7 protein-coding genes are annotated in these 15531 nt (G+C 51.4%); 3 read left to right on the top strand and 4 right to left on the bottom strand.

Features of this window, described 5'->3' with window-relative positions:
- Positions 1 to 104: 104 nt before the first annotated feature.
- On the top strand, positions 105 to 2972 hold the full coding sequence (locus ACN0YR_RS12855) for a multiheme c-type cytochrome (protein ID WP_417849637.1): 2868 nt from the start codon (positions 105 to 107) through the stop codon (positions 2970 to 2972).
- A gap of 117 nt (positions 2973 to 3089) precedes the next feature.
- Here ACN0YR_RS12855 and mutS read toward each other — a convergent pair whose 3' ends face one another.
- Positions 3090 to 5762 carry a DNA mismatch repair protein MutS gene (mutS, locus tag ACN0YR_RS12850; RefSeq protein WP_417849636.1) on the bottom strand — a complete coding sequence of 891 codons (2673 nt, stop codon included), beginning with the start codon at positions 5760 to 5762 and terminating at the stop codon, positions 3090 to 3092.
- Positions 5763 to 5855: 93 nt separating this feature from the next.
- Positions 5856 to 7586 carry a proline--tRNA ligase gene (locus ACN0YR_RS12845; protein ID WP_417849635.1) on the bottom strand — a complete coding sequence of 577 codons (1731 nt, stop codon included), beginning with the start codon at positions 7584 to 7586 and terminating at the stop codon, positions 5856 to 5858.
- A 539-nt stretch (positions 7587 to 8125) separates the two neighbouring features.
- Here ACN0YR_RS12845 and ACN0YR_RS12840 point away from each other — a divergent pair.
- Both ACN0YR_RS12840 and ACN0YR_RS12835 read left to right on the top strand, forming a co-directional pair.
- Positions 8126 to 10288 (top strand): alpha/beta hydrolase family protein, encoded by a 2163-nt coding sequence (locus ACN0YR_RS12840; protein ID WP_417849634.1) that lies wholly within the window; start codon positions 8126 to 8128, stop codon positions 10286 to 10288.
- A gap of 156 nt (positions 10289 to 10444) precedes the next feature.
- Positions 10445 to 11356 (top strand): alpha/beta hydrolase, encoded by a 912-nt coding sequence (locus tag ACN0YR_RS12835; RefSeq protein WP_417849633.1) that lies wholly within the window; start codon positions 10445 to 10447, stop codon positions 11354 to 11356.
- Positions 11357 to 11685: 329 nt separating this feature from the next.
- Here ACN0YR_RS12835 and ACN0YR_RS12830 read toward each other — a convergent pair whose 3' ends face one another.
- Positions 11686 to 12756, bottom strand: a complete 1071-nt coding sequence (locus tag ACN0YR_RS12830; protein ID WP_417849632.1) for a PDZ domain-containing protein — start codon at positions 12754 to 12756, stop codon at positions 11686 to 11688.
- 498 nt (positions 12757 to 13254) lie between these two features.
- Positions 13255 to 15444, bottom strand: coding sequence for a M60 family metallopeptidase (locus ACN0YR_RS12825; protein ID WP_417849631.1), 2190 nt, complete (start codon positions 15442 to 15444; stop codon positions 13255 to 13257).
- Between the last annotated feature and the right edge of the window lie 87 nt (positions 15445 to 15531).

The raw sequence follows: 15531 nt of genomic DNA, 5'->3' as shown, positions 1-15531 counted from the left end.
TCCTTTGAGGCTCTGTGATAGATCCGCCATACTCCTCATAAATCCATTCCCCTCTCTCCTTTCACCACCCTTTAAATGGCCCCTTCCCAAGCGAAAGTGACAGAATGTTCAAGCCGGTCGTGCTGCCAGATCCTGCTGAGCTGCCGAAAAAGAAAATCGTCAGGACCATCACTCCACGAATGAGGAAAGTCCTCGTTTTGGTCTTCGTGCTGGTCGCACTTCTGGTTGCAAATGCCTTCTACCTCTCAGCAATTACAGCTTTGGAATGGTTCAGCGGAAAGACGTATCAGGATTACTTTTATCAGTTCATGTTCCTGGGGCATCTGGTTCTGGGGCTGATGCTTATTCTCCCATTCCTCGCCTTTGGGATCTCGCACTTACGATTGGCTCGAAAACGACGAAATCGCAGGGCTGTCAAAATTGGCTATGCGCTGTTTGCAATGTCGATCGCCGTTCTTGTTTCCGGCATCTTGCTGACCCGTGCAGGCGGTTTTGACTTGAAACAGCCAATTGTGCGTTCTGCCGTCTACTGGATGCACGTCATCTGTCCATTACTGGCAATTTGGTTGTACTGGCTGCACCGGTTGGCGGGGCCGCGGATCAAATGGAGAATCGGCGTCGGCTATTTGGGATTCGTGGGAATGATTGTCGGGGTCATGGTTTGGGGACAGTTTCAAGACCCGCGAAACTGGTTTGCTCAAGGTCCGGAATCGGGCACAAAATACTTCGAGCCATCTCTTGCACGGACAGCCAGCGGAAACTTTATCCCCGCAGAAGCATTAATGAACGACGAATACTGCAAGCGATGCCATGCCGACGTTCATGCTGGCTGGGAAAAATCGGTCCATCGCTTCAGTTCATTCAACAACCCGCCTTACCTTGCCAGTGTTCATGAAACCCGACAGGTCGCCCTTGCCCGAGACGGGAATGTGCAGGCGGCTCGCTGGTGTGCTGGCTGCCATGATCCCGTCCCATTTTTCAGCGGAGCGTTTGATGATCCTAACTTTGACATGGTGGACCACCCGACAGCTCACTCCGGAATTACCTGCACGTCTTGCCATGCCATCACCAATGTGAACAGCACACGAGGAAATGCAGACTACACCATCGAAGAGCCGCAACATTACCCGTTCGCCTATAGCGACAATGAACTTCTGCAGTGGGTCAACAACCAGTTGATCAAAGCGAAACCTTCATTTCACAAGAAGACTTTCCTGAAACCGTTTCATAAGTCTGCCGAATTTTGTTCAACCTGCCACAAAGTCCATTTGCCTTACGAACTCAACCATTACAAAGCGTTTCTGCGTGGACAAAACCACTACGACAATTACCTGCTCAGCGGAGTTTCGGGACATGGGGCGCGGAGTTTCTACTATCCCCCCAAAGCAGAGGTCAACTGCAACGGCTGTCACATGCCACTGAAACCCTCGAATGATTTCGGGGCCAAGTTCTTTGCTGGCGCGAAAGAGCTCAGCATTCACGACCATCTGTTCCCCTCTGCGAATACAGGAATCGCGTGGTTAATCGATCACCCCGACACCATCAAAGCCCATCAAGAGTTCCTGCACGGAACAATGCGCGTCGACCTGTTTGGTGTCCGCGAAGATGGTGAAATCGACGGCAAACTAACAGCCCCGCTGAGTCCAAATGTTCCGGAACTTCAACCTGGAAAGACATATCTATTCGAGACTGTCATTCGAACTCTGAAGTTGGGACACCTGTTTACACAAGGAACTGCGGACTCGAACGAGGTCTGGCTGGAAGTGACAGTCACTTCTGATGGAAAGGTCATCGGCAAAAGCGGCGGCATCGATCCGGAGAAGCAAAACGAAGTCGACCCGTGGAGCCATTTCGTCAATGTTTTCATGCTCGACAAAGATGGAAACCGCATCAACCGGCGGAACCCTCAAGACATCGTCACACCACTTTACAATCACCAGATTCCACCCGGTGCGGGACAAACGGTTCATTACTCTTTCGAAGTCCCGGAGAACCTTTCAGCCCCTCTCGAAGTCGAAGTGAAATTGCAGTACCGCAAATTTGATCAGGAATATATGGAAATTGTAGACAAAGCGACTCGAAAGCTCGGTGTCCCGATTCGTGGGAGTCAGCCTGGGAAAGAATACGTCAACAACTTGCCAGTGACGACGCTCGCCGTTGATCGCGTCACCTTTCCGATTGAAGGAATCGACGCAGAAGTTTCCAATGACGCAGAGGAGTTTCCGCTCTGGCAACGTTGGAACGATTACGGCATCGGCCTGTTCCTGAAAGGAAAAGGAGAGCTTCGGCAGGCAGCAGACGCCTTCACCGAAGTTGAAAAACTGAACCGCTGGGACGGTCCGATGAATTTAGCGCGCGTGCTGGAGCGTGAAGGTCGACTCGATGAAGCAGTCGCAGCTCTCCAACGCGCTGCTGAATTCAGCGAAGAGGATGGCTATCCACGCTGGACCTGGGCCTGGCTGAGTGGAGTGATTAACCGGCAGCAAGATCGGCTCCCGGAAGCAATCCAAAACCTGCGCAGCGTCCTCACCGATCAAACACCCGAAATGCAAAAGCGGGGATTCGATTTCAGCCTGGACTATGAAGTGATTAACTTACTGGGACAAGCTCTCTTTGACCTCGGACGCAAACGTGCTCGTCAGGGACGTGAAGAAGAAGCTGAGAAACTTTGGGAAGAAGCAATCACTGAATTTGAAAAGACACTCCAGATCGATTCAGAGAATCTCACCGCCCACTACAACCTGCAACACTTGTACACAGAAATCGGTAACAAAGATCAGGCAGCTCATCACGGAAAACTGCATGAAATGTTCAAGCCAGACGACAACGCGAAAGGGCGAGCAGTCCGACTTGCACGAGAAAAGTACCCCGCAGCCAACCACGCCGCCGAAGCAGTCGTGATCTACGACCTGCTCCCTCCCGGTGTCGATCGAGAACGTAAGCAAGAATCTGCGGAAAACCAAAATAACTGATTTACTTTATCGCATTTCTCGAATTGATATTCGAGGTCTGCTCCGTGACAAGCAGCACGTTTTCTGGTGAAACATCTTTTCCACGGGCACTTGGGAGAGCAAAGTCCGATTTCAGGATCAGTCTATCTTTCCCTTCATACGGTGCAGTTCCCGAAGAGCTGCGAGCGGAGTCATCTCGTCGAGATTGAGACCTTTGAGTTCGCCAAGAACCGGATGAGGTTCGATGTCGAAGAGCCTGAGTTGCCGGGAGTTTTTCTTTGGGCGTTTCGGAATCGTCGGCTTTCCGTGGTCGTCCTGATGATCCGTTTCCAATGTCTCCAGAATGACGCCGGCGCGGCTGATCACTTCTCGTGGAACACCTGCCAGCCGGGCGACGTGAATTCCGTAACTTTGATCCGCTGAGCCGGGGACGATCTTGTGCAGGAAGATGACATCTCCATCCTGCTCATGGACGGACACGTTCCAGTTGCAAACGTTCTTGAGTGTTTTGGGAAGCTGTGTCAGTTCGTGGTAGTGGGTGGCGAACAACGTGCGGCACTTTGTGTGGTCATGAAGATATTCAGTAATCGCCCAAGCCAGCGAGATCCCATCGTAAGTGCTGGTTCCCCGACCAATTTCATCGAGGATAACAAGACTACGATTGGTCGCTGTGTTCAGAATGCGGGCGGTTTCGGTCATCTCGACCATGAATGTCGACTGACCTTTGCCGAGTTCATCACTCGCTCCGACGCGTGCGAAAACTCGGTCTGCAATTCCAATCGTGGCCGATGACGCAGGAATGAATGATCCCATCTGAGCGAGGATCGTTAACAACGCGGCCTGACGGATATAGGTACTTTTCCCAGCCATGTTCGGACCGGTAATCATTGCAATCAGCTCAGAGGAGGCTTCGGAATCCTCAGCGGACGATGTTCCAAGAATGATGTCGTTCGGAACGAACTCACCCGAAGGCTGCAACTTGTCGAGCACAGGATGCCGACCATCGATGATGTTCAGACAGGGATCATCGGAAATCACAGGTCGGCAGTACCGATGGTTGAGTGCAACAGTCGCCAGATTGGCCAGCACATCAATTTCAGCGATGATCTCGGCTGTTTGTTGCAAACGTTTGCATTCACCTGCCACACGTTCCCGCAACGCCTGAAACAGTTCCGCCTCAAGAGCTTTTGACTGATCTTCTGCCCGCAGAACTTTCTCTTCGTACTCCTTCAGTTCCGGAGTGATGTATCGTTCCTGATTCTTGAGTGTCTGTTTGCGGATGTAGTCATCGGGGACTTTGTTGAAGTGAACAGCTGTCACTTCCAGGTAATACCCGAAGACTTTATTGAAACCAACTTTCAGCGAAGTGATGCCGGTCCGCTCAATTTCTTCAGCCTGGTACTTCGCAATCCATTCTTTCCCACCACGAGCTAAATCGCGTAGTTCGTCCAGTTGCGAGTTGTAACCAGCCCGGATCATCCCTCCATCAGACGTGGTGATCGGAAGTTCGTCGGCAAGTGAGGATTCGATATCGGCCCGCACTTCGGAGCACAAATCGAGACGAGCTTCCAGCGTCTTCAAAAGATCAGACGATCGCTCAGCCATCTTCGCTTTGAGTTTCGGCAACAACGCCAGTGTCCGCCCCAGTGCCCCCAGATCACGAGGAGAGACTCGCAGTGTCGCAACACGAGCAGAAAGACGTTGCAGGTCGTAAGCATCCTTGAGCTGTTCTCGTAAGTCACGGGAAAGCTTACTGTTCTCTTTAAGTTCTTCGACGGCGTCGAGTCGTCTTTCGATCGCCTGCCGGTCTGTCAGCGGATTGGAGAGCCAGTCCATCAACAGGCGGGCTCCCATCGGAGTTGCTGTCTCATCGAGAATGCTGATCAGCGATCCGTCACGTTTGTTTTCACGTTGCGTGCGAGTTAGCTCAAGACTACGACGGGTCGTTTCATCAATGAGCAAATTGGTTCCATGTCGGTACGGTTCCAACTTGGCAATATGTCCCAGCGATGACTTTTGTGTCTCTTGCACATACTCGAGCAACGCTCCGGCGGCGGTAATGCCTGCAGAGTCTTCATCACCTAAATCGAAACCTTCGAGCGTTTTCGTCTCAAAATGGTTGAGTAAATTTTCACGGGCCTGATTGGCAGCAAAGGTCCATGGGGGTCGCTGAGTGAGAACCGTTCCGTTCATTTCGGAGAGTTGACGGAAAACGGGCTGATCTTTGGCGGTCTCTGGAAGCAGACACTCAGCAGGGGCGATCCGAGCAATTTCGTCCGCAAAAGGGGAGGAGCTTCCGAGTTGAGCGGGCAACTCTTCTGAAGAGTGCGAGAGCTCCATACACTGGAAACGCCCCGTTGAGAGCTCCAGCCAAGAGAGCCCGATTGAGTCTTTCGTCGGGCAAACTGCTGCCAGGTAATTGTTCTCTTTCGGGTTGAGCAGGGCATCGTCAGTGAGAGTTCCGGGCGTGATGATTTGCGTCACTTCCCGGCGAACCATCCCCTTGGCTGTTTTGGGATCTTCGACCTGATCACAAATTGAAACTTTGTGCCCGGCGGAAATCAGCTTTTGCAGGTATCCTTCAAGAGAGTGATACGGGAACCCCGCCATCGGAACCGGATTGGGAGAGTTTTTGTCACGGCTGGTGAGAGTGAGCCCCAATATTTTCGCAGCGACTTCGGCATCATCGTGAAAGAGTTCGTAAAAGTCCCCCATCCGAAACAGCATGATCGTCCCGGGTGTTTCGGCTTTGACTTCCATGTACCGCTGCATCATGGGAGTCAGTTTGGTCTCTTTCTTTTTCTTTGCCATGGAAAAATTCAGCGTCGTTGAAAATGATATTTGATCGAAAGAAAGATCATTGTTTCGCCGGGTACTTCAAGCACCCGGCGAAAGAGAACGAGCTTACAATCGGTTTTTCTCTTCTCGAACCAGTTCCGCAACATGGTTCGTGACATCAGCCAGCGCAATTCGCTCAGCGTCGCCACCTTTTCGCCATTTCACTTCCGCGATGCCATCCTTGAGTCCCTTGCCGCCAACGACGACTCTCAGTGGAATCCCAACGAGGTCGGCATCCTTAAACTTGAAGCCCGGTCTCGCTTCGCGGTCATCCATCAAAACGTCAACACCGGCTGCGAGCAATTCATCATAGATGCGGTTTGCGTGTTTCATCACGTCGTCATCCTTGACGTTCAGCGGAATCAGCTCAACCTCGTAAGGAGCGACCGTCATCGGCCAGATGAGGCCGTTTTCGTCATGACACGTTTCAGCAAGACCAGCGATGATGCGGTTCACGCCGATGCCGTAACAACCCATGATCAACGGATGTCGTTTTTCTTTCTCGTCCAGATACTCTGCCTCGAGTGCGGTACTGTATTTCGTCCCCAGTTTGAAGACGTGTCCGACTTCGATTCCGTGGACAAAGCTGAGTGTTCCATCGCAGCGAGGACAGGGATCGCCATTTTCTGCATCTCGCAGATCGAACGTTTCCTGTACTTCAAAATCGCGACCCGGATTGACACCAGTCAAGTGCTTGTCAACTTCGTTCGCTCCGGTCACTCCATCCACGATTGCTGCCACATCGTGATCGACAATGAACGAACACTTTAATGAGGTCGGGCCAGCAAATCCGACTGCAGCTCCCGTCACATTCTTGATGGTCTCTTCGTCGGCCATTTCGAGCGCGGTGACGTTCAAAGCACGACGAATTTTACCTTCGTTCGCCTCATGATCCCCACGAAGCAAAACTCCCACAGGTTTTTCGTCAGCGAGGAAGATCAACGTCTTGATCATTTGACTGGTTTCAATCTTCAGGAATTCAGCAACCGCTTCGATGCTGCCCAAACCGGGCGTCTCGACAGTTGCGACTTCCGTTGCTGAAGACTTCCCAGCCAGTTCTGGCTGTTTGCGACCTGTATCAGCACGTTCCAGATTGGCGGCATAACCGCAAGACTCGCAACGGACGATGCTGTCTTCACCGTTCTTTGCAGGAATCATAAACTCATGAGACGCATCGCCCCCGATGGGACCGCTTTCGGCTTCAACAGGAATGTATTCCAATCCACAGCGAGAGTAGATCCGGCAATAAGCGTCGTACATTTTCTGGTACGATTCATCGAGTTGCTCGATGCTGGTCCCGAAGCTGTAAGCGTCTTTCATGAGAAATTCGCTCGTCCGCAAAACGCCGAATCGTGGACGCTCTTCGTTCCGGAATTTCGTTTGAATTTGATAAACAGTGATCGGAAGTTGCCGATAGCTGTTGATCAATTTGGACATGAGGTCAGTCACAACTTCTTCGTGAGTCGGCCCGAGCGCCATGTGCAGTTCGTTGTCACGACGTCGGATCGGGAAGTTGATCAGGACGTTTCCGAACGCTTCTTTACGACCTGTTCGTTCGAACAGTTCAATCGGCTGTAGTGCCGGCATGAAGAGTTCGACCGCGCCAGCTTTGTCCATTTCCTGACGGATAATGTCGGAAGCCTTCCGAATGGAGCGGTATCCGAGCGGCAAATAGGTGTAAGCCCCCGCCATAAGTTGACGAATCAGCCCGGCCCGGAGCATGAGTTGGTGACTCGGAACTTCCGCATCCGAGGGAACTTCTTTCATGGTCGGGATTAACGTTTGAGACCAGCGCACACTTCGCTCCTGCAACGACAATTATTTCAATTCAACAGCACCTTTTTGGTGATGAAGTCGCATCATCACGACATTTGGCGTCGCTGTCGAGTGTTCCACTGCCTTGTTAAATTCATTCCAAAAAAATCTTCCCTTATCTCCACCCGACTTTCCATAAGGAGCATTCGATCATTGCTGATCCAGTCTGGCTCCGCCCTCCCGACATGGCGACGTCCCGTGGAATTCCGCTTAAAGCATCGAGTGAGGAAACACTCTCTCCGAACCTCAATGAGCGAGTGGCCTTGAATCGCCAAGCGGCAAATTGTGAGGCTGTACTTCTCCCGACCGAAGAGGTTACGATCCATCTATCATTGTTATTTTGTTCCACACGTTGATACTTTGAAAATGTGCCTCCGAAGTCGGCATACAATCTGAGTATTTACGTTGCTGAGTAGAACCAGTCCGAAAACCTCTGGAATAGCCGACTGCCTCAACGTTTGAGAGAGCAATATCAGGTTTCAGGACCAACTCTAATTATTCTCTACTTGAAGAAAGTCCTTATGTCCCACTCACAGCAAACTCCCTCACCTTCAATCCCCACCGATTTCACCCGTCGCGACGCCCTCACCAGCCTGGCGACCATTGCAGCTGCCGGTCCGATGGCGTTCTGGTCCGCACCGTCGGTCGCTGTTGCTCAAAAAGAATACACTCCCCTGAATCGCTACCCGCGGATGGTCCATGAGCATTTCGTCCGGCAGGTTCGCATGGCGGGTCAAGTCAGCAAACAGCGGATCGCCAAACTCAAAACAAAAGAAGATGCCGAGCGTCACGTCAAGGAAACTCAGGAAAGAATTCGTGAATCCTTTGGCTCAGAACCGGAACGAACCCCGCTCAACCCACGAATCACAAGTACCGTCGAACGAGACGGCTATCGTATCGAGAACATTATCTTCGAGAGCCGCCCCGGATTTCCTGTGACGGCAAACATCTATGTTCCCACGAACAAATCGGGACCGTTTCCTGGAGTTGTAGGGACATGCGGGCATTCCTCGAACGGAAAGGCTGCCGGGTCGTATCAATCATTCGCCCAGGGACTCGCGAAACTCGGATACATTTGCCTGATTTACGATCCGATCGGACAAGGGGAACGACTCCAGTATCCGAACGAGAAATTGAAATCGAAAATCGGAGTTGGTGTTCAAGAACACCTGCACGCAGGCAACCAGCAATTTCTTGTCGGCGAATTCCTCGGCTCATGGCGAGCCTGGGACGGAATTCGTGCTCTTGATTACCTGCTGACGCGTGACGATATCGACAAGACTCAAGTCGGTGTGACAGGGAATTCCGGCGGAGGAACCATGACGACTTGGTTGTCCGGTGTGGAAGACCGCTGGTCAATGACGGCTCCGAGCTGCTTCGTGACAACGTTCCTCCGAAACATGGAAAACGAACTCCCCGCAGATACCGAACAGTGCCCGCCAAAGGCACTCGCTCTCGGGTTAGACCATTGTGACTTCATCGCAGCGATGGCTCCCAAACCGGCCATTATCCTGGCCAAGGAGCAAGACTTCTTCGATGTTCGTGGATCTGAGGAAGCCTACTCGCGTTTGAAGCACCTCTACAAATTATTGGGAGCTGAAGACAATCTGGCCCTGTTCTACGGTCCCACGCCACATGGGTACTCGCAGGAAAACCGGGAGGCAATGTACAGCTGGTTCAACCGCGCGACCGGAATGACCCCTGACAAACCAGGCGACCAGGCGAAGTTTGATGGCGTGTTACGAACAGCTGCCGATTTGGCCTTCACGGCGGAACCGGAGATCACGCTTGAAAAAGATGAAACTCTCTGGTGTACGCCAAAGGGACAAGTTTCCACTCTCGAAGGCACACGTACTATCTTCGACTTCACGCGTGACACCTCTCAGGAACTAGCAGCGAAGCGAAAATCGCTCTCAGGGGATGCTTTACAAGTGGCTGTCCGAGATGTCTTGAAGTTGCCGAAGCAGCCCAAGAACACGCCTGACTTCCAGATTTATCGTGCGATCGGCTCACGCGGATATCCGAAGAAATCTGCAACGGCATACGCTGTGAACACCGAACCCGGCATTCAGGCCATCGTCTACCGCTTGCTGGATGAACGGCTCTCATCGCGTCCGCCACAAGGGGGCAAACGGGCAACGCTGTACGTCTCCCATCTCTCCAGCGACGCTGAGCTTCGTAATGAAGAGTTGATCCAGGAAATAGTCAAAGCGGAACCTGATGTCCCGTTCTTCACTTGTGACGTTCGCGGAATCGGTGAATCCTTGCCGGCCACCTGTAGCCCGAATTCATTCCACAGCAGCTACGGGAACGACTACTTCTACTCCATTCACAGCATCATGCTGGATCGTCCGTATGTCGGCCAGAAAACGCTCGATGTCCTGCGGGTTCTTGATTGGATGAAAAGTTTTGGTCACACAGAAGTCCACATCGTCGGCAATGGCTGGGGGGGACTCCCTGCAACCTTTGCAGCCGTCCTCTCCGATCAGGTCAATCAGGTTACACTCAAGCACGCATTAACCTCGTATACGGACCTCGCTGAAACCGAACACTACGAATGGCCACTCTCGACACTGCTTCCAAACGTTCTCTCAGAGTTCGACCTTCCAGACTGCTACGCAGCTCTGAAGTCGAAAAACCTGAAACAGATCGAACCGTGGGGCGCCGAAGCTTCCGGCCATTAATTTCGTTTCAAAGAAACCCTGAAGACGAGACCACAGGCCAAACTGTCGCCAATGGCTGCGATAAGACTGTCATTCAGGGTTGATGATTTTCAAGATCGCTTCGCAGTACAGCTCAAATGTGCTGCGAAGCTTTTCAATGGAAGTGTTTGCTTAACGATGAAGTCAATCACGTACATCGTGGCGATTTATTTTGCCGCATCGATTTCTCACTCTGCATTTGCTCAGCGTGAACGTCCGCTCAATGCGATCGCTGCGAAGCTGGAACCGGGTCGATTTGAGACTTACAAGACTGTCGAAGATCGCGAGTTGCGACTGCACATCTTAGAGCCGGAGGGGTTGAAAAAGAGTGATCAGCGACCGGTCTTCCTGGTGATTCATGGAGAGGGCTGGACTGGAGGAAGCCCACGCTGGTTCTATCCGATGGCGGACCACTTTGCACAGCGAGGGATGCTTGCGATCAGCCTGGAATATCGCTTCATGAACAAAAAGCAGGGGACCACAGTTTTTGATTGTGTTGAAGATGCTCGCGATGCAGTGAGATATCTCCGTAAAAACGCAGATACGCTCGGGATTGACCCGAATCGAATTGTTGTCGCAGGTGCATCTGCGGGGGGACATCTTGCGTTGAGCACATCAATGTTCGACACCTTAATCCCCGACACGTCCGACAAAAATGAACCTGAAGAGAAGACCTCTTCACGAGCGAACGCTTTGGTGTTGCTATATCCCGTGATCGACACTTCAGAACAGGGCTACGGAAAGGCGAAAATCGGCGAACGCTGGCAGGAACTCTCGCCAGTTCACTCGATCAAAGAACTCAAAAGGAAAATGCCACCCACCATTCTGTTTCACGGAACCGGCGACACCGTGACACCCTATGCCGGGGCAGCTGAGTTTCATCGATTGATGAAAGAAAAGGGGAATCAGTGCGAATTGGTCTCTCATCGAGAGGGGATTCACGGATACTTAATTTTCGATCTCGATCTCTACAACGCTGGCATTCTCAGGATCGAAGATTTTCTGACTCAACAAAAGATGATCGAACCAATAGTTTTGGAGCGTCCTTGAAATGATGCTCGCAGCAGAAAGCAATTCGACTCCTGTAAAACCACCTGTCGTATCCGAAAGCAGTGAAGTTTTCCGATGAGCTCAAAACAGAAAAAAAGAGCGATTGCTACGGGAGGCAATCGCTCTTTCCGATGACTGGATTCACATTCTGCGAATCAAGCCCTCATTTCTGATGCCACACAGACTCGCTCCTTCGCAAATTGCTGTCTGCTCAGTGACTAAACGAATAGAGCAGTTTGCTCTACCGTACCCCCGTGAAGAACGCGTTTCTCTAATGAAAATGCTGTTCGCCACGAGGCAGAATCTGAACATCAATTCGAAAGATGCTCTTAGTACCCTCTACGCATCATTCGTCGGTATTGACGAGCTGCACGGCGGTCGTAGCCATCATATCCGTAGGAGTTGTGATATCCAAAATCACATGGGTCAATGATCACAGGTTGGACCACATCACATGCACAAGGTTGAATCGCACCTTCTGAATACTGTCCGGAATACTGATTTGCATCATCATAGATCGGACGGGCAGCTGTATAAGGTTGCGGTTCCGGACTTGTATCATTGGCGTATGTTTGTGGAACTTGTTGACCATAAGATTGAGTCGATTCCTGACTCCAGACAGTGAGCGGCATTGTCTGCGAATATTGGCGTCCGTCCCGGATATATACGATTGGAACTGGACCATTTGCTGTCCAGTTTCTCAGTGAATCACGAAACTCCGCACGGTTCACATACTGTTGGTTATTAAACCGGACGATTCGGTCTCCACGGCGAAGTCCAAAGCGGGCCGCCGGGCTGTTCGGTGTTACGCGTCCAACAACAATACCCGTTGACGCAGACTCATCAAGCGAGATCCCCAACTGATTCACGTTACCATTTGCGTTAATATCGCCTCGTGCGTTGATGTCGCCTTGACGATTCTTTTGCATACGGCGATTGACTTCAGGGGCAGCTTCCTCAAGTTCGTTCTGTGTCTCACGAACGCGTTCTTCAATCTTGGGTGTTCCCGGTTGTGCCTCTCCGTTGGTTGCGGGTGCAGCCGGAATTGTGTCGAGATTTTCGCTCGCATTCTGTTTGATGTCTCGGCGATTTTCGCGAACATCTTCTTTCACATCACGTGCTGACTCGCGAGCATCTTCTTTCGCGCGTCGCGTCGCTTCACGAACGTCTTCTGCTGGATTGTCGACAGCTTCTCGAGCTTCTTCGCGTGCATCACGAGTTTCCTCGCGTACATCTTCTTTCACGTCGCGAGCTTGCTCTCTAACATCCTCAGCCGCGTCATTCGCTTGGTCACGAGCTTCAGCTGGCACAGGTTCTACCTGTGAGTAGGCTGCATTCTGTCCGACGCCGACGCCTCCCGCGATGAGTGCTAGAGAGAGTGAATAAATTAAAGGTTTCATAGTCGTTTCCTCCATTTGAAAATTGGAATACAAACAGCGAGGTCCCTCGCTTCTTGAGATCAGGATTCCGCAACGACCGTGCCAATTCAGGAGAAGCTGAGTGACTTAAGAAAATCTGTGTGAATCAACACAGATTTCAATTCATTAAAATCGCAAAGCTCAACTGCGGCGTTTTTTTTCACCAGAAATTGGTAGCCAAGCACTCAAGGCGATGCGTGATCATCCACCAGCCACCTCACCCAACGTGATGAACCAGACTTCTGGTAGAGAGACATCCGATGAATGATGGGACTGCGTGTAGAAGAGGACTGGAGGAGAGAAAATGAACGCAAGGCCGCTTCACTGATCTCCTCAGAGGTGGCGAGAGCAAGACTGAAGTGCATGCAGGTCACTCAGAGCAGTTTGCCCTACCGTGTGCCCGCGAAGAACGCGTTTCATCAATAAAATTACTATTCACCACGAAGTAGAACCTGAACAACAATTCGAATGATGCTCTAGTTATCGCGAAGGCGACCATTTGGGAAGGTCGCTGACTGCCTGTTTAGCTTGATCAGAAGCTCCAAAGTTCCAACCGTCGTAGAAGTCGCTGAGATCTTTCCCGACTGCACGTGAGAACATGACCAACCACAGGTCTTTCTTTTCCTGAAGCGTTTTCGGTTTTTTGTTTCGCGGAATCTCCTGATACTCTGCGAAGACTTTCTTGAATGGTTGCCATCCAAAATTTTGTTTCAGTTCAATATATGGAACAAGCCTTGGCCAGGGGCCTTCCAGTTTTCCAGTCTGTTCAAACTCGCGCCGCATCTTAGCGATATTAGCGGGCTGGACCTGTCCATGTTGAGTGGCTCCTGGAACGAGCGTGTCGAAAACGTACATCGAGAACAGATTGACGGTCACTTCGCCTAAGCCATCCCAAGTCCATTCCGGCTGTTGATGATTGTGTCCGATTTCATGAAAGACTCCCCAGTTCCCTTTTTCCTGCAGCGTTTGCAAATCGGTTGTTTCCAACGCCAGATTGAGAGGAGCCATAATCGGATACCCAGCATGCATGTAGCCGGCAGAAATCTGAACATCGGTCACAAATCGTTCAGGGTATTTTCGTTCGGGAGAGATCATCGCCAGATCGGCGCAGGTATCGAGAACCTGGTTCCAAAAGCCCATCAGCTGATCGGGTCGATTCAGTTCTCGAATCGCTTCACTCGGGACAGTGAGAATGAATCGATCGCTGGCAAGTTCTGCCCACGGGCCGGGGAGTGAGCGGATCTTCCTCCAGTCAGCAATTGATGTCTCGCCAAGAATAAACAACGGAGAGGAGACCGCTCCAGAGATTTCCACATCAATTTCACCCAGCTTGCAATCGTTAGGAACGACAACATAAATCAGCCCGCCAAAAGCATTACCGACTTTAGTTTCGGTCTTTGTTATGGCAAATTCCCGAGTGATTTCAGGTGCACGACTCCACTCGGCTTTGTGCCACAGTTTATCTTTATGACAACCAACCTGAATTCCCAATCCGGCCTTGATCGCAGCAGCCGGAACGGTAATCGAGACCACATCGCCAGCCTTTGCAAAAAGGCCAGTACTGTGCCATCGCGGAACTTGTGTATTGATCGAGACTGTTTTGTCGGTCGGCTTGATCCGTTTGGCGGGTTGCTTCGGAAACTCTTCCGCTAAAGGACTTGCTGTCAGCTTCTCGATTGGCTGCCCAAGGGCCAGTCGTGTGTTGAGTGCGACCTGAAGTCGGGCGAGCGGCTGCGAGTTTTTCACTTCATTCCGTCGTCCTGGAATGACGACTTCCCCCAGCTTCTGCTCCAGCATTTTCTGAAGTTGTGGGAGAAAGAGTTCGTCGTCACCACAAATCGATTGCAATGTTCGCGAGATTGTTTCGACTGCGAGTTTTGTATCTGCACTTTGCGGATTCTCTTCAAGTGACTGCAATGCACCGGCAGCGTGAGTACTTTCAGGAAGCGTTTTAGTGATTGCAATCCGCTTATTCGCCGGAGAGTTGAGGGTGGGCGAATCCCAAACGAGACCAGCTTGCGAACCGATGATGTTACCGGGGAAATCGTTGACAAGAGCTTCACCCTGTTTCGCGTTGTATCCTTCCCAGACCCAGCCCGCAGCTCCGAGCAGCAGCCCATTCCCGGCCTTGGTGAACTCAATCAGCTTCGTGGCCTCTTGTTTGGTCAGGGAACGAGGATCGCAGATGATGAGATTGAGTCCTCGAAGGTTCGAAGACCAGTTTCCCGTAAGTTCTTTCGTCTTGAGTCCAGATTCTTTCAGGCTATTGACAAGATCCCGATTGCCTAGAACACCGACTTGCAACTGCCTTGATTGTGAATCATTCAATCCAGCGCACCACAACATCAAGTTGGAAACGAACTTTCCGGTTTGTCCAACCTGTGCATTCTTACGCGAGAAATACCCGTTGTGACCGAGAGCGACAAGGCGCCCTTTTCCCAAAGTTGCAGCTGCGGCAAGAGCCGCAGGCTGACCACTTTTTGTTTCGCCAGTTGCGATCACAAATGCATCGGGACCGTACACACTCAATGAGCCAACGACCCCCGGCACCGCGATCTCCGTGACACCCTCAACCAGCAATGAGCGATCTTTATGATCGGCGGCGAAAGAATGCCCGTGAACCTGGAATCCGAGAGTCACTAATACAAAGGAGATGCAGAGTCGACGCATTGTTCATCCGAAATAGAAAAATCTGGTGCACTTTTTTACTGACTTCACTCAGCAAACCTCAAAAACCAATCCAGAACCTAATTGTTG

It is taken from the genome of Thalassoglobus sp., from assembly GCF_048270125.1.
Lineage (GTDB): Bacteria > Planctomycetota > Planctomycetia > Planctomycetales > Planctomycetaceae > Thalassoglobus.
The sequence above is the reverse complement of the archived record's forward strand: the minus strand, read 5'-3'. Positions and strand labels throughout refer to the sequence as shown.